Source organism: Parvularculales bacterium, assembly GCA_036881865.1.
Classification (GTDB): domain Bacteria; phylum Pseudomonadota; class Alphaproteobacteria; order JAPOUT01; family JBAJNM01; genus JBAJNM01.
Genome location: JBAJNM010000003.1, coordinates 19885 through 40425 on the forward strand (window position 1 = coordinate 19885; position 20541 = coordinate 40425).

The following is a 20541-nucleotide window of genomic DNA, read 5'->3' on the forward strand; positions in this document are numbered from 1 at the left end:
ATCTTATACCTCGATAAAGAACAAATCAAGAACTTTTTTCGTGGATTTTGCGATCCCCCTGAGGATTATTGATGTTTTTTGAGAACTTGGGTGCGCATATTGTCAGTCTCCTATAGCTCTTTTATTGTCAACAGAATTATATTTTAAGGGGCTTATATACTTAGGGGCTTTTAGGCCGTTTTGGGCACTAGAGTATATAAGCCCCCTTATTGTATATCCTTCTGGTCTTTGTTGGAGCGGGCCGACACTGTTATGGAACGAGAGCTATACAGATGGCCCCAAAAAGAACGGTCTCTTGAGATATGAAATCAATAATCATCATTTGTAGTATTTTTTTGCTGGCGCTTACACCAGTGTCACTTCATGCGCAGGAGAATGTTTTATTGGAATCAGAGTTCTGGGAAACAGCAACGATTGAGGATGTAGAAACAGCTATCAGGGATGGTGCCGATGTCAATGAGTCCATCGCATGCATCCAATGTACAGATGATGAGTGGTTCAATATTACTCCCCTACATTTAGCGGTAGATGTTGGTTCACCAGAAGCTATAAATGTGTTGCTGGAGCATGGAGCGAATGTTGAAGCGCATGACAACTACGGCTGGACGCCTATGTACTGGGCAGTAAAAAAAGCACAGAGACAGCGAAAATATTGCTCAATCATGGTGCTGATATAAACAGCAGAGACAATCGTGGAGCAAGCCCACTTCATAGGGCGGCACACAATTACAAACCTAAGATGCTAAAATTTCTATTAGAGAAGGGAGCTAATGTAAAAGTGCGCGACAGGTTTGGAAATACACCATTTCACAAAGTCGGGCGTTCAGAAAAAGTAGGAATTTTACTAAAATATGGGGCAGATATAGAGACGCGTAACGAGTTTGGATATACACCTCTTCATGAGTTGGTATCCGAGAACAGTAGCCTATCTATAGTGGAAGAGATGCTAATCTCTGGCAGTAATACTGAATCTCGCACGAATTTATTTGGACAAACGCACCTTCATCTAGCTGTTCATCTGCCAGAATCTACGGCAAAGAGATTCTGGAGGCCAGGGCCACTTGCTATGGTGGAACTTTTGCTAAAATATGGTGCGGATATAAAAGCCCTTGATAATGAAAATAATACGCTTTTGCACAAGGCATCTAAATGGGGTCAGTCAACGACTATATTGGAATTTCTTATCAACAAGGGAGCAGATCTGGAAGCCCGGAATGCCGTTCATGCTACTCCTCTACATTTGGCTGCTCAACATAGTGAAATACCAGAAGTTATAGAGATACTTCTGGAGCAAGGAGCTGATGGTACGGTGAAGGATGAACAAGGGAATACGCCTTTTGATCTTGCTGTCTCTAACAAAGCCCTTAAAGACACAAAAGCCTACTGGCTTCTGAACGATGCTCAATATCCCTAAAAACTTCTGTTTTTTGTTTGATATGCTGGTAAAATGAGAACGTTACTTAGGTATATAAGCCCCCATCATTTATTGTCTTGAAGACGGGGTATGAGTTCGGCCAGATTACAAGGCTGAAAGCGATTATCCAGTTGGTAGCGCAATATCTCATCCCAGCCATCTTTAACGGCCCCGGGAGAGCCGGGTAGAGCAAAAATGTACGTACTCCCTGCAACTCCAGCCGTAGCGCGGGATTGAATGGTTGAAACTCCAATTATCTCAAAACTGATGCGATGAAAGACAGCAGAAAATCCTTCAATCTCTTTGTCATAAAGGGTGTGAAATACTTCCGGCGTTACGTCGCGTGCCGTAAGGCCCGTTCCTCCCGTTGCAATGACAACCTCTACGGTTTCATCAGCAATCCAAGCCGTCAAATGCTCTTTGAGTAACGTTTGGTCGTCTGCTACAAGCGCACGGTCGGCTAAAATATGACCCGCTCCCGTGAGGCGTTCCACCAAAATCTGGCCGGATGTATCAGTTTCTGGGGTGCGGCTGTCAGAGACGGTCAATACCGCGATGCGAACCGGTAGAAAAGGCCTCGATTCATCAATACCAGTCATTATTGCCTCTGGGTATCGGCAAGTTCACTGGTCTCTAGAGATTGATAAAGCGGCCATTGGTCTTCGGTTACCATCGCCAGAGAGGGAGCCGGTTGCCCCAAGCGATTCCTGTATACCCACAGATTGGTCATAACGCGTTTGACAAAATTGCGGGTCTCAGGAAACGGAATACTTTCAACAAACACAAGAGGGTCGTTTTTATGGTCCATGTCTGCAAGCCAGCGTTGTACGCGGCGGGGGCCGCCATTCCATGCAGCGGTCACCATAAAGAGATTGTTGGGAATTTTAGATTTTTCAAGGAGCATCGCCATATATTTCTGTCCTAGCGCAAGATTAAGAGGAGGTTCGTATAAATCGTGACGGCGGTGGTGCACTAAGGAACGGTCTTTAGTGATATATCCGGCGGTTGAGGGTAGGATTTGCATCAATCCTCGTGCGCCTGATCTTGATTTTGCCCGTGACTTAAACCTGCTTTCTTGCCGGATGACCGCATAGACAAGGGCGCGATCTAAGAGAAATCCACCATCAGGCTCAAAAGAAGGAATAGGGTAAAGACTGGTGTGGGTGTAATGGGTAGAAGGCAGTTTTCCAGAGGTTTCTTGGGGAATAGTTTGAGCTATATGTACTTGGCTGGCCGGTAGGTTGAGATGATGGGCCAGCGCTAGCATCGTCTGTCTTAAAGGGGGAGAAAGACGGTGGTAGGCATTCATCAGTTCATATTCTGCCATCTCTGGCCATCCGGTTTCCACAAGAGCAATGGCGCGAACGACAGCCGGATCACGGATAACATCGTCTATGGCACTTCCTGCCGGAGGCGGGGGAGACCAGAACAGAGCATTTTTGCGCCTTAGTTTGTGGGCGGCAAGCAAACTATAGAAATTAAGGTTTTGCGCTGCTGCATGCTTCAGAAATACTTGAGCGAGGGCATTGTCTCCCATCTGTTGCCAGACTCGAGCCGCCCAATAAGCCCCCGCAGAGCGTAACTGTGCACTTGCATGGGGTGAGTTAGCAAGGGGTGTGAAAAATTTTGCCGCCTCAATGCTACGTCCAACCTGCCAAGAGGCCAGCCCCCCATACCAATTGGCAAGGGGAACACTATCACCGGCGCGGTTTACGATGCCTGATGCTAATTTCAGGGTCTCTGCATATTTGTTATGAAAAAAATAAGCCCCCGCAATCCGCCCGCGCAAATTATCTGCCTGTGGAGCGCTGATATATCTAAGCCAGTCTCGTGTAAGGGTTGCTAGAGCTTGTGTTGGTCTTCCACGCTGTAGGAGAGAGGTAATTTTTCGCCTAGCGTTGTTGTAATGGGGCGAGATACGGGGTTCAGGCAGTATTATCTCGTTGGCCAAGTCAGGGGTAGTTGATGGGTCAAGGGACGAGGATGTGGCGCTTGGGGTCGCTGACTGCATATCAGATGGAGAGGTGGGGCGTGCTGCTCCTCTAGGGTGGCGTCTTAGTGCTAGCCGATAAACGCGCGTTGCCCCCGGATGATCACTATAGGTAGCAAGCCAGTTTGAGAGTTCCTTGTAGGAAGAGCGCCATGCGGTGGGATGCATATAGCGTTGATACTGGACGTAGCCCATCAGGATGGGGTCATCTATTGTTGCAATGATCTTGTCGGCGTCTTTCCAGTGGCCTTTTTTCTGGGTGTGGAAGATGCGTCGGTAGCGCTCGGCATCCGCTGTGGAGAGAATCTGAAGTGCCGTGGAGGTGGGTTGTTCTGAGGAAAATGCTGTGCCAGCAAGAACGGATGTTGGCAAGAACAGGGCAAAGAGAACTATAAGGAAGAAGAAGTACCCAAAGTGTTCAATTTTTCTTGCAACATGAGAAGGTCGTGCCATGCGAGCCGTTTTTGCCCAGGTTGACGAAGCAAAAATGCCGGATGAAAAATAGGTAACGCTGGAATGTAATAATCTACTCCCTTGTCTGATATTAGGCAGTCTGTCCATTTTCCTCGTAAAGTCATAATTCCTTTGGAAGTATTCAGCAAGGTCTTTGCCGCAACGCCGCCTGTTAAAACCAGAACATCCGGATTAATAAGCATTATATGACGATTTAGGAAGGGGCGAAAGGGATTAATCTCATCTCTTGTAGGTGTTCGGTTTGCCGGTGGCCTCCAAGGTATAACGTTAGTGATGTAGACTTGTGTGCGGTTAAGACCAATAGCCGCCAGCATACGATCTAATAATTGTCCACTTCGGCCTACAAAAGGTACCCCTTGACGGTCTTCCTCTCGTCCTGGTGCCTCGCCTATAAACATTACCCGCGCCTTAGGGTTACCATCACTAAACACAAGTTTAGAGGCTGTAGCACGCAAGCCACCATCGGCAACATTTTCCATGGCATGCCGTAACTCTTCAAGGGTTGTTATGTTGGCAAGCAAGGGAGCAAATGAAGGAAGGGAAGAGGGAGGTTGTTCCTCTTGTTGTCTTTTATAGGGGGATATTTTGGCATGGAGGGGCTTCTCAATAATAGTTTCAAGAGGCGTTTCAGTATACGTTTCAGGGGTGATTTCGGCAATAGTTTCGTCGACTCCCGCCTCACTTTGCCAGCGCAACAAGGTCAACGCAGCCTGATTACTTAAGAGGGGATTCACAGGAGATGTAGGCTTATAGCCTGTCATTGTTTCCTCAATTCTATCCAGAAAACTGGCGTTATGGATTGTAGGTTAGAATATGCTACACTGGAAGAATACAACGGGCTGAAAATACCACACATTGCAGAAGGAATCATGAGCATGCCATCATCTTCCGGCACATTGCCCCTCTCCGATCTTAACGCCCGACAAGGCATCGCCCTAGTTCCAGAAGAGCGGGAGTCTATGGTCTACGATGTGGTCATTATCGGTGGTGGTCCTGCCGGTCTAGCAGCAGCTATTCGTATTCGTCAACTGGCGCAAGAACAGAGCACAGACACCACCGTGTGTGTGCTGGAAAAAGGTTCAGAGGTTGGTGCTCATATTTTATCCGGTGCGGTTATTGATCCTGTGGCTCTCAATGAATTGCTCCCAAACTGGAAAAAAAATGGAGCCCCCCTTAATACGCCGGTAACAAAGGATGAATTTTACTTTCTAACCAAGAATAAAAAAATAAAAATGCCCAGCTTCATGATGCCACCTCTGATGAGCAATCATGGCAATTATATTGCCAGCCTTGGTAATGTATGTCGTTGGTTATCTCAACAGGCCGAGGCGTTGGGAGTAGAGATTTATCCGGGGTTTTCAGCTGCTGAGGTGCTGTTTGACGAGGCAGGGTGCGTCAAGGGCGTGGCCACTGGCGATATGGGGGTTGCTAAAGATGGTGAAAAGAAAAGCAATTATACGCCGGGTCTTGAACTTCATGGAAAGTATACGTTGTTTGCTGAAGGCGCACGGGGATCTCTTTCTAAGTATCTCATAAGCCATTTTGAGCTAGATAAAGATCGGGAAACGCAAAAATATGGCATCGGCCTTAAGGAGCTATGGGAGGTCTCTCCAAGTGTTCACAGGCCTGGTTTAGTACAACATTCTTTTGGGTGGCCTTTGAAAGGTGACACAGGTGGCGGTTCTTTTCTGTATCATTTGGAAGATAATCTTGTAGCTGTGGGTTTTGTGGTTCACCTGAATTATAAAAACCCGTGGCTATCACCGTTTGATGAATTTCAGAGGTTCAAAACGCATCCTGCCGTACGGGGTGTTTTTGAGGAAGGTAGACGTCTGGCTTACGGGGCACGTGCCATAACGGAGGGTGGATTTCAATCGGTACCGAAATTATCGTTTCCGGGTGGGGCATTGATCGGGTGTTCTGCGGGTTTTGTCAATTTGCCACGTATCAAGGGTTCTCACAACGCCATGAAGACCGGCATGATGGCCGGAGAGGCTGTTGTGGAAGCTCTCACTGCTGGGCGTGCTCACGACACCCTAGAGAATTACGAAAATGATTACGAAAACAGTTCTGTAGCGACGGACCTCAAGCGAGTGCGTAATGTTAAACCCTTGTGGAGTCGGTTTGGATTGTTTTTGGGTGTAGGGCTTGGAGGGCTTGATATGTGGATGAACAATCTTCATCTTGGGTTACCTTTTACCTTAAAGCATGGCAAGAGCGATGCCGCCTCCCTTATGAAAGCCGATGAGTGTGAGAGGATTGATTATCCTGCCCCAGATGGCAATATATCTTTTGATAAACCTTCATCGGTTTATTTGTCTGCTATTAGTCATGATGAAGACCAAATAGTGCATCTGGCATTGCGAGATAAAGACATGCCTATTGGTGTTAATTTGCCGGTTTATGGTGAGCCAGCTCAGCGCTACTGTCCAGCGGGTGTGTATGAGGTCGTTGAGGTGGGTGGCAAGCCAGTGTTTCAAATCAATGCACAAAACTGTGTCCACTGTAAAACATGCGACATCAAGGATCCTCGGCAAAATATCAACTGGACAACGCCAGAAGGGGGTAGTGGCCCCAATTATCCCAACATGTAACGTATGTCTCTCTTGAAATGGGATAAAACGGCATGGCGAAAATAGCAGGTTGGGGGGGCAGATTATGTCTGCTGGTGTTTGCGTTGCTTGTGGGGTACTCGCTGGTTTTATCTTCTGACAATTTTGTGGATAACCCCTTTGGACGTAGCACCTCAGTTTATGGGCAATATCTAGCGGCTCGTCATGCCGGAGCCAATCAGGACTTTAGTACAGCTACCGATTATTATGGAGAGATTCTCAAGCAAGATTCAGAAAAAGAAGCCTTGTTGAAAGAAATTATGAGATTCACTTTGTCCAATGGTAATGTTGAGGAATCTATATCCTTTGCCCGGCGTGTTCATGCTGTAGATAGCAAAGATGCACTGTCCCTTATTATCTTAAGTGCAGAGCAGATTAAGGAGGGATACCCAGCAAGAGCGCTTACCTATTTTGATACTGTTGAGGGTCAGCCTACGCAGTTTTTGGCTCATTTGGGGTCCGCGTGGGCTTTGTGGGATAAAGGTGCTGTTGATGAGGCATTGACTCACCTTGAGAAACCGCAAAGCGCCTCGCTTTACAGCTCGTTGCAGCGATTTCATCGGGCTTTGATGTTGGATTTATCTGGCAGGAGTGATGTGGCAGATAAAGTGTTTTCATCATTGGTTCAACAAGCCGATAACCTCAGTCCGCGCGTTGTGCAAGCTTATGGAATATTTCTGGAGCGAGAAGGACGCACCGAGGAGGCTAGGGCGCTTTATGAAAAATTTCTGAAAACTTATCCCAACTATATTCCCGTCATCGTGGCTCTTGCGCAAGTAGATGAGTCATCGCCCTCACATTTGGTCAGAAATGGTCGTGAGGGCTATGCGGAAATCTTGTATGGGTGGGGTAATTTGCTAATCCTAAATCAGGACTTAAACGGAGCGCTATTGAATTTTCGGTTGGCCCTCTACATGCGCACTACTATGACGATTGCTGTGGTGAAGATGGGTGAGGTTTATGAAAATCTTGAGCGGTGGCCAGAGGCGATTACTGTCTTGGATGGCATAGAGCCGGATAATGATTTTTATTATTCGGCGCAGATTCAGAGTGGCAATAGCCTCAATGAGGAGGGGAATATTGAGGGTGCTGTTGCGCGGTTAAAGAATCTTCAAAATCTCTTTCCGGATAGGAGAGAGACTTATAGGGTGCTGGGGGATATCTATCGTGAGCACAATCGTTACGATGAGGCAGAAGAGCAATATTCACAATCTTTGGCGATAGGTGGCGTGGCAGAACCTTCTGATTGGCCTTTGTATTATGCCCGCGCGATTGCTTACGAGCGTACGGGGCAATGGATGAAGGCGGAGCAAGATCTCAAGCAAGCCTTAGTGTTGTCAGATAGGCATCCTTTGATTTTGAATTATCTTGGCTATTCGTGGATTGATCAGGGCATGCACCTAGAAGAAGGGTTGGACATGCTCAAGGAGGCGTTGGAAAGATGGCCCTATGATGGTTTTATCACAGATAGTGTTGGGTGGGCTTGGTATAGGTTGGGGGATTATAATCAGGCGGTTGAGTATCTTGAGCGTGCGGTTGCATTAGAGCCGGGGGATCCGGTGATTAACGATCATCTAGGCGATGCGCTCTGGCGTGTGGGTCGCCATATTGAGGCGCGTTATCAGTGGCGTCATGCACTAAACAGTGAGCCAGAAGAAGATAGAGTTAAGCCTATCAAGAAAAAAATTATTATGGGTTTAGTAGGGGTCGACATAGATGAAGAAGCAAAAGCTGCCTTTTATGATGTGCAATGAAACGTAAACTCTATGAACTGGCTTCGGCCAAAATTAATCTAACATTGAAGATTAAGGGACGGCGTGATGATGGCTTCCACAAGGTGAGTAGTCTTGTTGCCTTTACAGAAGTAGGGGATGTGGTTTGTGGCTCTTGTGCAAAGGATATGTCCTTGGATATTACTGGCCCCTTTGCCCCACATGTTTCTTCTGGCACTAATCTAGTGGTACGGGCAGCACAGACGTTTTTTCAAGAGATGTCTCTGCAGCCCTGCACGCAGTTTATGTTGGAAAAAAATCTACCAGTGGCCTCTGGCATAGGTGGGGGATCGGCTGATGCGGCGGCTACGTTGCGGCTGTTGGCACGGTTGCATAGGGAGAATATAAAAAGTGAGGAGGATATAGAGCCTGAGCGTTTGCAGAGGCTGGCTTGCGTTTTGGGCGCTGATGTGCCTGTTTGCTTAGGGGGGCAACCAGCGATGGTTTCGGGCATTGGGGAGCAGGTTGAACCGCTTGAAAGTTTTCCTACGGTGTCGGTGGTATTGATTAATCTTGGGGTTGGTGTTTCTACAGCTAAAGTTTTTCGAGCTTTTGCTGAGAAGGCGGTTGTTAGTGATACCTCTGCTTGTAATCTTCCTGTTTTTAGAGATGCGTATGATATAGCTGACTGGTGTCGTGATCAGGGCAATGATTTAACGGTGGCAGCATGTGGTATTGCACCGGAGATTGCCGATGTGCTTTACCGTCTAGAGAATATACCTCTGTGTTTGTTGGCCCGTATGAGTGGCAGCGGAGATACGTGTTTTGCATTGTTTGCAGAGCATGAAGAGGCGCAGAGTGCAGCACAGAGAACAAAGAATGAAACAGGTTGGTGGGTGTGCGCCTCTCGGTTAAGAGGCGTATGACATCTTCACGGTATACTAGTGAGTACGGTGAATACAGAAATCAACCAGTTCCATAAGAGTCTTCCGCCACACGCTTTTAGGCACAGCATTTAATGCGCTTTGCGCCTGTGCACCATAATATTGTGCACAGGCTAACGTGCCGGACAGAGATTTGTGACGTTCTAGAATTTCACGAGCACGTTCAAAATCACCATCGCGGATAATCTGGTTTTCTCCAAGAGTGCGCCGCCAAAAACCATGCTCTTTTTCATCGCCTGCTGCCATAGCTAGAATAACCGGCAGGGTGATTTTTCCCTCCTGAAAATCATTACCCTGGAGTTTGCCCGTGGTTATGGCCGTCCCTCCATAGTCCAGAGCATCATCAACCAGCTGAAAGACCATTCCTAAATTGCGCCCGTAATTTTTCAAGGCTATCTCTACGTCTTTTTCAAGGCCTGCTATTATAGCGCCTGTTTGCGTAGCCGCTGCAAACAAGGTGGCAGTCTTGGCGTCTATAACCTGTAAGTATGTCTCTTCTGTGGTGTTAACCTCTTTGGCGGCGGACAGCTGCATCACTTCTCCCTCAGCAATCACGGCAGCCGCTTGAGATAACACACCGAGAGCTTCTAACGAACCTGCTTCCACCATCAACTCAAAAGCTCGGCCTAACAGAAAATCTCCTACCAGAATACTAGAGCGATTATCCCATATTACCCGTGCTGTGGGTTGTCCGCGTCGCAGGTGACTGTCATCTACTACATCATCATGGAGCAAGGTTGCCGTGTGCATAAACTCAACGGCGGTAGCTAGGCTGATATGGTTGCCCGCCTCAGGATTTCCAATGTGGGCTGCAGCTATGGTCAGCATGGGCCGCAGACGTTTGCCACCGGAATCAAACGTATATCCTGTCAATTTTGGTACCAGAGCAGCTTGCGAGGTGATACGCTCTACAATGAGTGTGTTGACTTGCTCCATATCTCTGGCCGTGAGGGATTGCAAGATGGCTATGGCTTTTGATGAATCCTTGGCGGCAGAGAGGGGCGTATCTGTCTTGCTAGGAGCAATAACGGCGTCCATGGGGCTTGCGACTCCAGAGCGGGTTGCATAAACAATAGGGTTCAAGCATAAGAGTGGCGTGTGTGGCTGGTCAAGGGAAAGGGTGAATGCAAAAGAAAGGCTAGATAAATGGAAGAATTATTGCGCACCAATGATATGGCGCTGATTTCTTTTGTGGAAGCTTTGCTGTGGGATGCCGAGATTCCTTATCAGGTGCTAGATAGTCACATGAGTGTGGTGGAGGGTACTTTGGGCATTTTGCCCCGCCGGATTGTGGTAATGAAAGAGTCTATGATGCAGGCACATCGTTTGTTGGTAGTGGCGGGCTTATCTGACGAGGCACGTGAGTTTGATGATGGCAATGATGGCTGAATCGATTGACGTAAGTAATGATTGTTTTCTTGGGGGGCAGCTTAAGATCTGGCAATCAACCCGTGGGTATAGGGCGGGGCATGACGCTGTGTTATTAGGGGCGTCTGTTCCAGCGCAAGGGGGCGAGTGTGTTCTGGATGCTGGAGGAGGCGCTGGTGTTGCGGGTTTGTGTGTTGGGATGCGGGTTGAGGGGGTTAGACTTGTCTGTTTGGACAATGATGAAACCCAAGCGAAATTGGCACGCGAGAATCTAGCCCGGAATGCGCAGACAGGTGATAGCTTGGTAGGTGATTTAACCGGAGTGTTGTCCGATCTTGAGGGTGTGGGCCTTAAGAAGGGCAGTTTTGACCATGTCTTGTCCAACCCGCCTTATCGGGTGGAGGGAGCTTCAACGCTTCCGGTAAATAAAGGTCGTGCTCAGGCTTTCGTGTTGCATACTTCGTTGGGGGCATGGGTGGAGCGTTGTTGTTTTTTTGCAAAGATTGGCGGGACGGTGACGTTTATTTATCTTGCCCACGAAATCTCGTCTCTTGTAGTAGCTATGAGCGCTCATTGTGGAGATATAAAAATCATGCCTCTGTGGCCTCATGCAGGTACCCCAGCGCGGAGGATTATCATTCAGGGTAGGCGAGGTGCACGGGGGAAGGATGCTGTTTTACCTGGCCTTGTGCTTCATGAGGCGGGTGGCAGTGCTACAAAGGCGGCAGATGATGTTCTGCGGGGGTGCATTGGTCTTAAGGGGTTAATTTAAGACCATTCCTGAGGAAATAAATCTTGAGAAAAGAAGCAAAGAATACCATTTTAACAAGTATGGTTAATTTTTCCCTTAATCCGGTAAAGTGGTGGCGCGAGAAATGCTCATGCAAAAGGGTGCCTGTGGTGTCAGTTGTGCGCTTGTCAGGAGTTATTGGTGCAAGCGGTGGAGTGCGAGGTTTATCTAACGCGCTGGATATAGCTTCTGTTGCAGATTCCTTGGAGCGAGCCTTTTCAGTCCGCCATGTGAAGGCGGTAGCAGTGATTATCAATTCGCCGGGCGGTTCTCCAGTGCAATCTGCCATGATATATCGACGTATTCGAGCTTTATCTGAAGAAAAAGACGTACCGGTTTTTGCCTTTGCTGAAGATGTCGCTGCCTCTGGCGGCTATATGCTAGCATGCGCGGGGGATGAAATTTATGCCGATGAAAGTTCTGTGATTGGTTCGGTCGGTGTCATATCTGCTGGATTTGGCTTCACAGCTTTGTTGGAAAAGTTGGGCGTTGAAAGGCGGATTCATGCAACCGGTCCAAACAAGGGTATGTTGGACCCGTTTCAACCGGAAGACCCAGCTCATGTTGGGCGATTGACCGCTATTCAGGGCGATATCTATGAGGTGTTTACGACTTTAGTGTGTGAGCGTCGGGGGAAGCGGTTAAAGTCAGAGGATGATGATTTGTTCTCTGGCGCTTTTTGGGCTGGACGCCGTGCTTTGGCCTTGGGGTTGATTGATGGGATAGGAGACATGCGTGAGGTCATGCGCGAGAAATACGGCGAGAAGGTTCGCTTTTTGGTGGTCAACAGAGCGCGGTCATGGCGGCAGCGGTTGGGACTTACTTTGGGAACAGCTTTTGGGGATGAACTCCTAACTTCTCTTGAAGCGAGCCGGTTGTGGAGCCGCTTTGGTATCTGGCGCTAGAAACCTAGAAAGAGAGGTTCCTGAAAAAGAGAGTTAAAGATAGAGGCCATTGAAACAAAGACATCCCTCTTGAAATGAGTCAGAGAGAACGTTAGTCTAGGACTCGCGTTTAGTTTTAATGTTTGGCGTCACAGAGAGGCAGCCCGCCATGGTCGGTACGCAAAGTTCAGCGCCACCAGGGTCACAGTCGGCGACCTCTTCTTTTCAGGCACTTATTCTTACTCTACATCACTATTGGAGTGCGGTAGGGTGCGTTTTGTTGCAATCTTATGATATGGAAATGGGAGCTGGTACGTTTCATCCGGCTACGACGTTGCGGGCGTTGGGGCCGAAGCCTTGGCGAGCAGCTTATGTGCAGCCATCCCGTCGACCTGCAGATGGGCGCTATGGGGATAACCCCAATCGGCTTCAGCATTATTATCAATATCAGGTGATGTTAAAACCTTCGCCGGATGACATTCAAGATCTATATCTGAAGTCTCTGGAGTTTATCGGCATTGATATGCATCGCCATGATATCCGCTTTGTGGAAGACGACTGGGAGAGTCCTACACTGGGTGCAGCGGGGCTAGGCTGGGAGGTCTGGTGTGATGGTATGGAGGTGAGTCAGTTTACCTATTTTCAACAGATGTGTGGTCAAGAGTGTTATCCGGTGTCCGGGGAGATTACGTATGGGTTAGAGCGTCTCTCTATGTATGCTCAGGAGGTGGATAATGTCTTTGATCTCGATTTTAACGGGGCGGGTCTTAGGTATGGCGATATCTTTCGTCAGGCTGAGCGGGAATACAGTTATTGGAACTTTGAGGTAGCAGACACGGAGATCTTGAAGAAGCATTTTGCCCATGCAGAGCAAGAATGTCATCGTATTCTTAAGCGTGAAGGAATGATTCTGGCATATCCGGCATATGACCAATGTATCAAGGCCTCTCATTTATTTAATGTTCTGGATGCTCGTGGTGTTGTATCGGCAACGGCGCGTCGGGATTATATTGCTCGTGTGCGGGCTTTGGCGGTTGCTTGTGGGGAGGCTTTTCTGAAGACGGAGGCAGGCGGTAGTGGCTGATTTGTTACTGGAGCTGTACTCGGAGGAGATACCGGCATGTATGCAGGTGGCAGCACGGGAGCAGTTACAACGGATGGTTAAAATGCGCCTTGAAGTTGAGGGCTTGGGGTATGGAGATGTGCGTTCTTATGTTACTCCGCGTCGGTTAGCGGTATCGGTTGCGGATCTCGCGGGAGTGGCTCCTGCAGTACGTCAGGAGCGTCGAGGGCCGAGGGTGGATGCACCAAATAAAGCGATTGAGGGGTTTTTGCGCTCAACGGGACTAATGCGGAAGCAGTTGGAGGTACGTGAGGGGCCTAAAGGGCCTGTTTATTTTGCTGTTATAGAGAGGGCGGTGCGTCCAGCAGCAAAGGTGATTGCAGAGATGGTACCGGAGATTATCCATGGATTTGATTGGCCGAAGTCCATGGTTTGGACAAAATCCGCGATCAAAAGTGGAGAGTGTTTAAAGTGGGTGCGACCTCTGCGGGGTGTTTTGTGTATTTTGAATGGACAACCGATTTCCTTTGAGGTAGAGGGGCTTACAAGTGATTCTGCAACAGTTGGGCATCGCTTTATGGCTCCAGCAAGCATAAGTGTTAAGAGTGTTGCTGAGTGGCAGAAGAAACTTGAGATCTCTTTCGTGATGGTAGAAGTTGAAGCCCGCCGCAAGCACATTCTAAAGCAAGCTCGTGCCTTGGCGGAAGGCAAGAGTTGCCGACTTGTGGATAACGAACGTCTTTTAGATGAGGTTGTAGGGTTGGTAGAATGGCCCGTCGTCTTGATAGGCTCTATTGACGAAACCTATATGAGGTTGCCGAAGGAGATTTTGGTAAACGTGATGGAGAAGCATCAAAAATATATGGTGGTGAGTGTTCCAGAGACCGGTGAGTTGGCACCATATTTCATTGTGGTTTCTAATCTGGAGACGTCTGATAAAGGGGCAACTGTAGTAAAGGGTAATGAGCGTGTGTTGCGGGCGCGTCTTGAGGATGCCCGCTTTGCCTTTGAGAGGGATAAATCCCGCACACCACAGGAATTAAGAGAACATTTGAAGATGCTGGATTTTTATCCCGGCCTTGGCAGTCTGTATGATAAAACTAGGCGGATGATAAGTCTGGCGCGTGTGGTAGGGAATAGTGTGGGTTTAGCGGGGTCTCAGGCCATGATAGCTGCCCGGTATGCCAAGTTGGATTTAGTGAGTAGCACCGTTGAAGAGTTTCCCAGTCTTCAGGGTGTTATGGGCGGTATTTTGATGTCAAACTGGGGGGAATCAGATCTTCTGGCAACGGCCATAAGGGAGCATTATAAACCTTTGAATCCGAGGGATGGGATACCCACAACACTGCTGGGTCAAATTATAGCGCTGGCGGACAAGCTTGATACGTTGTTTAAGTTTCAAAGTATAAATGAAATGCCAACCGGTTCTGGTGACCCTAATGGTTTACGTAGGGCAACGCTGGGGATCATACGTATTATGCTGGAGGGAGAGGAGGCACTGAGTAAGTTATCGTTACGTGGTTTGAGTGCTCAATATGATGGGGTAGATGAAAACAAAGTCTTGGATTTTATCTATGACCGATTGAAAATCCATTTGCGCGGGCAAGGCTTTCGCCATGATATTATTGACTCTGTGTTTACCTCTAACTTTGAAGATAGCATTGCCTCATGTGTTGAGCGTATTAAGGTTCTCTCAGTTTTTCTCAAAACAGAGGATGGTGAAAGCCTGCTTGCAATCTACCGACGTGCGATCAACATTCTCACCATTGAAGAAAAGAAGGATAAAACGCGATATGATAGTGAACCGAATTCTGCACTATTCTCTGAACAAGCCGAATATGATCTAGATCAGCAAGTAACACAGCTGGCATCGGATATAGGCTCAGGTAAAGGATTTGAGGAAGATGTCTGGTCTCTAGCCAAGCTACGTTCGCCGGTGGATAATTTCTTTGCAAACGTTATGGTTAATGCATCGGAAAAAAATATCAGAGAAAATCGGTTGCGGTTGTTGGCTCAAATACGATCAATTCTTGATAGGGTGGCAGACTTCTCTCGTCTGGAGCTACACTCATGATGGCTGATAAATGGGTTTATACATTTGGCGGCGGTACAGCAGAAGGCAATGCTGCTATGCGTGATTTATTGGGAGGTAAGGGGGCTAATCTTGCCGAAATGTGCGCCCTTGGTTTGCCTGTGCCACCAGGGTTTACCATCACTACGGCGGTATGTGCTTTGTGGCAAGATAAAGGAGGTGTATATCCATCTGGTCTTGAGGAGCAAGTAAATGTAGCATTAACTCAGACAGGTAACATTGTTGGCGGTAGTTTTGGGGATGAAGAGAATCCGCTTTTAGTCTCGGTGCGGTCTGGCTCACGGGCCTCTATGCCCGGTATGATGGATACAGTGCTTAACCTTGGACTAAATGACGAAACAGTTCAAGCGCTGGCACGTGCTTCGCAAGATGAACGCTTCGCCCAAGATGCCTATCGGCGCTTTATTCAGATGTACGCCAATGTTGTCATGGGCGTTCCTCATTACACCCTTGAAGAAACTCTGGAGGTATACAAAGAAGACAACGGCCTTTTGATGGACACAGATCTGGAGGCCGATGATTGGCGAGCGCTTGTTGAGATGTATAAAGTGTTGGTAGCACAAGAAGCTGGGCGGGTTTTTCCTCAAGATGTCAGAGAGCAATTGTGGGGTGCTATTGGTGCTGTGTTTAACTCATGGGATAATGAGAGGGCACGTACCTACCGCCTTTTGAATGATATTCCTGAAGAGTGGGGTACAGCGGTGAACGTGCAAGCCATGGTGTTTGGTAACAAGGGAGATGATAGTGCTACTGGTGTTGCGTTTACGCGTAATCCATCAACAGGTGAAAAAAGTTTTTTTGGCGAGTTTCTCATCAATGCTCAAGGCGAGGATGTGGTGTCCGGTATTCGTACCCCTCATCATTTGACCAAAGCGGGCCGCGAGACTCATGGTAGCAAGGCACTTTCTATGGAAGAGGTGATGCCTGGTCCGTTTAATGAATTGGTGGAGATTTATAAACGTCTAGAAGTCCATTATCGAGACATGCAAGATATGGAGTTCACTGTTCAGGAGGGGGTGTTGTGGATACTTCAAACCCGTGCGGGCAAACGCACAACGCGGGCGGCTCTTAAAATTGCAGTGGATATGGTAGATGAGGGGTTGATTAATAAGGCAGAGGCTGTGCGTCGGATTGCACCATCGTCTCTTGAGCAATTATTGCATCCGGCGCTAGACCCTGATGCTTCCCGTGAGGTTATAGCAACAGGGTTGCCTGCTTCACCGGGGGCAGCAAGTGGTGAGATTGTATTTCATGCCGGGCGGGCGGAAGATTTAGCCCGACAGGGGCGCAAGGTTATTTTGGTGCGGGTGGAAACAAGCCCGGAGGATATCCACGGAATGCACGTAGCCGAAGGCATTTTGACAACACGGGGCGGTATGACAAGTCATGCAGCGGTTGTAGCGCGAGGCATGGGCAAGCCGTGTGTTTCGGGCGCGGGGTTGTTGCAGGTAGATTATGGGGAAGAGATTTTACGTGCTGGAGATTTAGTCTTTAGGGGTGGTGATCTTATCACCATTGATGGTACAGCTGGACAAGTTCTAAAAGGTGAAGTGCCGCGAGAGCCTGTTAGCTTGTCAGAAGATTTTGAGCGATTGATGGCATGGGCCGATGGGTATCGGCGTATGAAAGTGCGTGCTAATGCAGAAACCCAGGGTGATGTGGAAACAGCGTTGCGGTTTGGAGCAGAGGGTATTGGCTTGTGTCGTACTGAGCACATGTTTTTTGATCAGAATCGTATTTTGACGGTGCGCCGGATGATATTGGCTCGCAACGAAGAAGAGCGGCGCGGGCCGTTGGCAGAAATATTGCCGATGCAGCGTGATGATTTCACTATTCTGTTCCGTCACATGGTGGGACTGCCGGTAACTATTCGCTTGTTGGACCCGCCTTTGCATGAGTTTTTGCCACGCACCAGCGAAGAGGTACAAGAGATCGCTAATGCTCTTGGAATTTCTCCTGCTGAGGCCCGTCAGAAAGTTGCATCTCTTTCAGAGTATAATCCTATGCTGGGGCACAGAGGCTGCCGTCTTGGTATTAGTTTTCCCGACATTTATGAAATGCAGGCTCGTGCTATTTTTGAGGCAGCCCATATTGTTATGCAGGAAACAGGAGAGGTCATAATTCCTGAAATTATAATACCTCTTGTGGCCATGCGTGAGGAATTTGATGCCCTAAAAGAGTGTATTGCAGAGGTAGCGTGCACTGTGGCGCAGGAGTGTAACACTTCGGTTGAGTATCTAGTGGGCGTCATGATTGAACTGCCTCGTGCAGCTTTGCGGGCTGGTGATATTGCTCGCTCGGCGGCGTTCTTTTCTTTTGGTACTAATGATTTAACTCAGACGGTTTATGGTATCAGTCGAGATGATTCGGCCGGATTTCTCAATGATTATGCCGCCCGTAACATTATGGCTCGTGATCCGTTTGTATCGCTTGATACGGAGGGGGTAGGGGAGTTAGTGTCTTTGGCGCTAGAAAGGGGGCGGGCAGCGCGGTCTGACTTGAAAGCTGGTATCTGCGGGGAGCATGGGGGTGATGCGGACTCTATTCACTTTTGTGAAGAGATAGGTCTGGATTATGTATCCTGTTCTCCTTACCGTATTCCTATCGCTCGGTTGGCGGCCGCTCATGCGGCTTTGAATAAAGATAACCTTCTTCGGGATGCAACTGAATAATGGCGTCAAGTAAGGCGAGCCTTCTTGAGAGCATAAAACAAGAAGGTCGGGTTGGGCTGGCACATGCTCTTTCCATGTTGGAAGAAGCACCGGAATCGGACAAAGCGTTGGTTTTGTTGACGGAGGCATGGAGGGTGCAGAAAGCCCATAATATTGGCTTGACAGGAACTCCAGGTGTAGGCAAATCCACCCTTGCTGGCGCTCTGGTGCGGGAGTGGCGTGGGCAAGGTAAAACGGTTGGCGTCTTAGCGGTTGATCCCTCTTCTCGTTTGACAGGAGGGGCGTTGTTGGGAGACAGAGCAAGGATTGTATCACAAACCGATGATGATGGAGTTTTTGTGCGCTCTATGGCGGCCGGACGTCACCCCGGCGGACTGGCAGAGACAACTACGGCGGCGGCAACCCTCATGGGCGCATTTTTTGACAAGGTGGTTGTAGAAAGTGTTGGGGTTGGTCAATCAGAATCTGATATTGCCGATATGAGTGATACGCTCGTTCTGTGTATTCAACCGGGGGCGGGCGATAAATTGCAATTTATGAAGGCGGGTATTATGGAGTTGTCGCATATTATTGCTGTGACTAAATCTGATATGGGCGATGTTGCTCACCATGCTTTAAGTGATGTGGCGGTTCACATGGGACAGGCAGTGGGCCCGTTTTCAGTTTCTGCTCAGCACGGGGAGGGGGTTGATGCTCTGGCTGAGGTAATAGATGCTCACTATAGTGATTTGGTTTCATCAAATCAGTTGGTTTCGTTGCGGCATGTCCAAGCGTGTCGTCGTCTTGAGGTCACTATAAAAGTTCGTTTTGGGGAAGAGGCGCTTAAGAAGGCTGGTGCTCTTTTGGCACTAGAGGAGGGGCATTCTCCCTTTTCTGCCATGGCGCATATTATGCGTAAAATGGAGGCCTAATAGCCAGAGATCCTTTGCATGCGTCGCCGTGCCAAACGCGGTAACAGAGATGATAGCCGATCTGATGTCTGCACACCTTTTGAGCCATAATGATGCACTGTATCGCCTTGAACAGCGGTATGGACAAGACGGGCAATATCATCAGGCTCATGGCTGTAACCCATTTGGTCAAGGATTGCCGAGGGATGCATCTGGTTACGCACCATACCAGTATCTACAAAGGCGGGCATAATGTCGTGGACGAGAATGTTATCTTTCTCCAGTTCAATAGAAAGAGACTCGGTAATGGCTCGCACCGCAAACTTGGTGGCTGAATAAACGGAAAAATCTGGCACCCCATAAACGGCTGATGCCGATGACATACTCACAATATGGGCGCTCCCATGAACCTGTGCCGTATGGCGTAGACACGCAAGAGAATTGTGAATACCGATAACAACACCTTTTACGTTGACATCTATGGTTGCCAATTGTTTGTCCAGTGATACCGTATCAAACGGTCCTATATGTAGGATACCCGCATTGTTAAAAAGAACGTCCATACGTCCACCTGTGTGTACGGAAAAATTGTTTATTGCCTCATTAAATTCATCATTGTCTGTTACATCAAGAGGTTGGGTGTGGCACTTATCTACTCCTAGCTTGTCAGATAGTTGCTCTAGACCCGTGCCATCAATATCATAAAGCCCTGTAAACCAGCCCTCTTTAGAAAATAATTGCGCCGTAGCTCGTCCGATACCGGTGGCTGCTCCGGTGATAAAAATTGCTGGGTTATCTTGAAGGGTCATGGTTTCTTCCTCTAGTCAATAGGATTGCTATTGAGAATGCCCTCGCTTGCAAAATGCGCACGTACACTTTCGGGAGAAATGGCCACAGCCTTGTTTATGTCTTCTAGGTCAGAGGGTACAAACCAGTGAATCTTGCCCGTTGTATCATTCCATGCATCACGTACGGCACAAGCCACTTCAGAGGGGGGTATAGCTCTGAATGCACCCTCCTTGGGAGCATTTTCCACAACGCCCTCCGGCAAAAGAGGTGTATCAATTAGACCAGGTAAAACATCGGAAACTCGAATGTTTAAGGTGGCAAACTCAATAGAAAGCGCTTCCGTTAAGCCCTTAACTGCCTTTTTGGTAGCTGAATATGTCGCAATGTTCGGCATGCCAAAAATGGCAGACGAAGAAGAGGTGTTAAAACACAAAGAGTTTTCAGTGTTCTTAAGGAGTGGCAACGCAGCATGAATGCCATTCAGCACACCAATGAGATTAACGTCAATAATCTGAAGTTGATCTACAAAATCCATCTCCGCAAACGGACCACCAACCCCTATGCCCGCATTGTTAAAGAACACATGCAAACGGTTTCCCGTGACTTCACCAAAAGCCTGTAGAGCGGTATCAAAGGCCACCTTGTCACGTACATCAAGAGAAAAGATCATGCAATTTTCTGCGCTTAACTCTTGTTGCACAGCATCAAGAGCTTCTGTATTGATGTCAGCTACCCCAATAAACCAGCCATCTTTTGCAAACAATCGCGCTGTTGCAAGGCCAATGCCACTAGCACCACCTGTAATGAATATAGCGTGGCGCTTGTCAGCGTGAGCCATTTATTCAGC

Annotated in this window: 18 protein-coding genes; 12 read left to right on the plus strand and 6 right to left on the minus strand. The window is 48.2% G+C overall.

The genetic code is table 11. The features are described from left to right. Positions 1-302 precede the first annotated feature (302 nt). On the plus strand, positions 303-677 hold the full coding sequence (locus V6Z81_01440; protein ID MEG9861161.1) for an ankyrin repeat domain-containing protein: 375 nt from the start codon (positions 303-305) through the stop codon (positions 675-677). Then, on the plus strand, positions 653-1414 hold the full coding sequence (locus V6Z81_01445) for an ankyrin repeat domain-containing protein (GenBank protein ID MEG9861162.1): 762 nt from the start codon (positions 653-655) through the stop codon (positions 1412-1414). Before V6Z81_01440 ends, V6Z81_01445 begins: the two co-directional genes overlap by 25 nt. Positions 1415-1479: 65 nt before the next feature. On the opposite strand, the gene moaB is transcribed toward V6Z81_01445, so the two are convergent. The 3 genes from moaB to V6Z81_01460 are packed head-to-tail and all read right to left on the minus strand — an operon-like array spanning position 1480 to position 4639. After that, positions 1480-2013 (minus strand): molybdenum cofactor biosynthesis protein B, encoded by a 534-nt coding sequence (gene moaB / locus V6Z81_01450; GenBank protein MEG9861163.1) that lies wholly within the window; start codon positions 2011-2013, stop codon positions 1480-1482. After that, the gene (locus tag V6Z81_01455) at positions 2013-3857 is read right to left on the minus strand and encodes a lytic transglycosylase domain-containing protein (GenBank protein MEG9861164.1); all 1845 of its coding nucleotides are present in this window, start codon (positions 3855-3857) and stop codon (positions 2013-2015) included. Before V6Z81_01455 ends, moaB begins: the two co-directional genes overlap by 1 nt. After that, complete coding sequence (locus tag V6Z81_01460; protein MEG9861165.1) at positions 3794-4639, minus strand: uracil-DNA glycosylase; 846 nt, start codon at positions 4637-4639, stop codon at positions 3794-3796. The genes V6Z81_01455 and V6Z81_01460 overlap by 64 nt, the downstream gene beginning before the upstream one ends. Positions 4640-4672: 33 nt before the next feature. Between V6Z81_01460 and V6Z81_01465 the strand changes: the two genes are divergently transcribed. Genes V6Z81_01465 through V6Z81_01475 form a run of 3 tightly spaced genes read left to right on the plus strand, consistent with a single transcriptional unit; the run spans position 4673 to position 9128 of the window. Then, complete coding sequence (locus V6Z81_01465; protein ID MEG9861166.1) at positions 4673-6472, plus strand: electron transfer flavoprotein-ubiquinone oxidoreductase; 1800 nt, start codon at positions 4673-4675, stop codon at positions 6470-6472. Between the two features lie 32 nt (positions 6473-6504). Further along, positions 6505-8244 carry a tetratricopeptide repeat protein gene (locus V6Z81_01470; protein MEG9861167.1) on the plus strand — a complete coding sequence of 580 codons (1740 nt, stop codon included), beginning with the start codon at positions 6505-6507 and terminating at the stop codon, positions 8242-8244. Beyond that, positions 8241-9128, plus strand: a complete 888-nt coding sequence (locus tag V6Z81_01475; GenBank protein MEG9861168.1) for a 4-(cytidine 5'-diphospho)-2-C-methyl-D-erythritol kinase — start codon at positions 8241-8243, stop codon at positions 9126-9128. Before V6Z81_01470 ends, V6Z81_01475 begins: the two co-directional genes overlap by 4 nt. 15 nt (positions 9129-9143) lie before the next feature. Here the strand turns inward: V6Z81_01475 and V6Z81_01480 are convergent, their stop codons facing one another. Beyond that, positions 9144-10184, minus strand: coding sequence for a polyprenyl synthetase family protein (locus tag V6Z81_01480; GenBank protein MEG9861169.1), 1041 nt, complete (start codon positions 10182-10184; stop codon positions 9144-9146). A gap of 108 nt (positions 10185-10292) precedes the next feature. On the opposite strand from V6Z81_01480, the gene V6Z81_01485 reads away from it, so the two are divergent. From V6Z81_01485 to V6Z81_01515, 7 genes are all read left to right on the plus strand, one after another. Continuing rightward, entirely contained in the window at positions 10293-10535 is a 243-nt protein-coding gene (locus tag V6Z81_01485; protein ID MEG9861170.1) for a DUF2007 domain-containing protein, read from the plus strand. Continuing rightward, positions 10525-11286 carry a methyltransferase gene (locus tag V6Z81_01490; GenBank protein MEG9861171.1) on the plus strand — a complete coding sequence of 254 codons (762 nt, stop codon included), beginning with the start codon at positions 10525-10527 and terminating at the stop codon, positions 11284-11286. Before V6Z81_01485 ends, V6Z81_01490 begins: the two co-directional genes overlap by 11 nt. A 23-nt stretch (positions 11287-11309) precedes the next feature. After that, complete coding sequence (locus V6Z81_01495) at positions 11310-12209, plus strand: S49 family peptidase (GenBank protein MEG9861172.1); 900 nt, start codon at positions 11310-11312, stop codon at positions 12207-12209. 118 nt (positions 12210-12327) lie between these two features. Continuing rightward, a complete protein-coding gene (locus V6Z81_01500; GenBank protein ID MEG9861173.1) occupies positions 12328-13272 on the plus strand; it encodes a glycine--tRNA ligase subunit alpha in 945 nt (314 codons plus the stop codon). Further along, positions 13265-15325 (plus strand): glycine--tRNA ligase subunit beta, encoded by a 2061-nt coding sequence (glyS, locus tag V6Z81_01505; GenBank protein MEG9861174.1) that lies wholly within the window; start codon positions 13265-13267, stop codon positions 15323-15325. Before V6Z81_01500 ends, glyS begins: the two co-directional genes overlap by 8 nt. Then, on the plus strand, positions 15322-18015 hold the full coding sequence (gene ppdK / locus V6Z81_01510; GenBank protein ID MEG9861175.1) for a pyruvate, phosphate dikinase: 2694 nt from the start codon (positions 15322-15324) through the stop codon (positions 18013-18015). The genes glyS and ppdK overlap by 4 nt, the downstream gene beginning before the upstream one ends. Beyond that, positions 18015-18926, plus strand: coding sequence for a hypothetical protein (locus V6Z81_01515; GenBank protein ID MEG9861176.1), 912 nt, complete (start codon positions 18015-18017; stop codon positions 18924-18926). Before ppdK ends, V6Z81_01515 begins: the two co-directional genes overlap by 1 nt. Here the strand turns inward: V6Z81_01515 and V6Z81_01520 are convergent. Next, complete coding sequence (locus V6Z81_01520; protein ID MEG9861177.1) at positions 18923-19714, minus strand: SDR family oxidoreductase; 792 nt, start codon at positions 19712-19714, stop codon at positions 18923-18925. The genes V6Z81_01515 and V6Z81_01520 overlap by 4 nt on opposite strands. Before the next feature lie 11 nt (positions 19715-19725). After that, positions 19726-20532, minus strand: a complete 807-nt coding sequence (locus tag V6Z81_01525) for an SDR family oxidoreductase (GenBank protein ID MEG9861178.1) — start codon at positions 20530-20532, stop codon at positions 19726-19728. Between the last annotated feature and the right edge of the window lie 9 nt (positions 20533-20541).

Excerpts from the sequence above, each read along its gene's own strand:
- V6Z81_01440 (MEG9861161.1), top strand. The coding sequence starts at position 303 with ATGAAATCAATAATCATCATTTGTAGTATTTTTTTGCTGGCGCTTACA.
- moaB (MEG9861163.1), bottom strand. The coding sequence starts at position 2,013 with ATGACTGGTATTGATGAATCGAGGCCTTTTCTACCGGTTCGCATCGCG.
- V6Z81_01455 (MEG9861164.1), bottom strand. The coding sequence starts at position 3,857 with ATGGCACGACCTTCTCATGTTGCAAGAAAAATTGAACACTTTGGGTAC.
- V6Z81_01460 (MEG9861165.1), bottom strand. The coding sequence starts at position 4,639 with ATGACAGGCTATAAGCCTACATCTCCTGTGAATCCCCTCTTAAGTAAT.
- V6Z81_01465 (MEG9861166.1), top strand. The coding sequence starts at position 4,673 with ATGGATTGTAGGTTAGAATATGCTACACTGGAAGAATACAACGGGCTG.
- V6Z81_01470 (MEG9861167.1), top strand. The coding sequence starts at position 6,505 with ATGGCGAAAATAGCAGGTTGGGGGGGCAGATTATGTCTGCTGGTGTTT.
- V6Z81_01475 (MEG9861168.1), top strand. The coding sequence starts at position 8,241 with ATGAAACGTAAACTCTATGAACTGGCTTCGGCCAAAATTAATCTAACA.
- V6Z81_01480 (MEG9861169.1), bottom strand. The coding sequence starts at position 10,184 with ATGGACGCCGTTATTGCTCCTAGCAAGACAGATACGCCCCTCTCTGCC.
- V6Z81_01485 (MEG9861170.1), top strand. The coding sequence starts at position 10,293 with ATGGAAGAATTATTGCGCACCAATGATATGGCGCTGATTTCTTTTGTG.
- V6Z81_01490 (MEG9861171.1), top strand. The coding sequence starts at position 10,525 with ATGATGGCTGAATCGATTGACGTAAGTAATGATTGTTTTCTTGGGGGG.
- V6Z81_01500 (MEG9861173.1), top strand. The coding sequence starts at position 12,328 with ATGTTTGGCGTCACAGAGAGGCAGCCCGCCATGGTCGGTACGCAAAGT.
- ppdK (MEG9861175.1), top strand. The coding sequence starts at position 15,322 with ATGATGGCTGATAAATGGGTTTATACATTTGGCGGCGGTACAGCAGAA.
- V6Z81_01515 (MEG9861176.1), top strand. The coding sequence starts at position 18,015 with ATGGCGTCAAGTAAGGCGAGCCTTCTTGAGAGCATAAAACAAGAAGGT.
- V6Z81_01520 (MEG9861177.1), bottom strand. The coding sequence starts at position 19,714 with ATGACCCTTCAAGATAACCCAGCAATTTTTATCACCGGAGCAGCCACC.
- V6Z81_01525 (MEG9861178.1), bottom strand. The coding sequence starts at position 20,532 with ATGGCTCACGCTGACAAGCGCCACGCTATATTCATTACAGGTGGTGCT.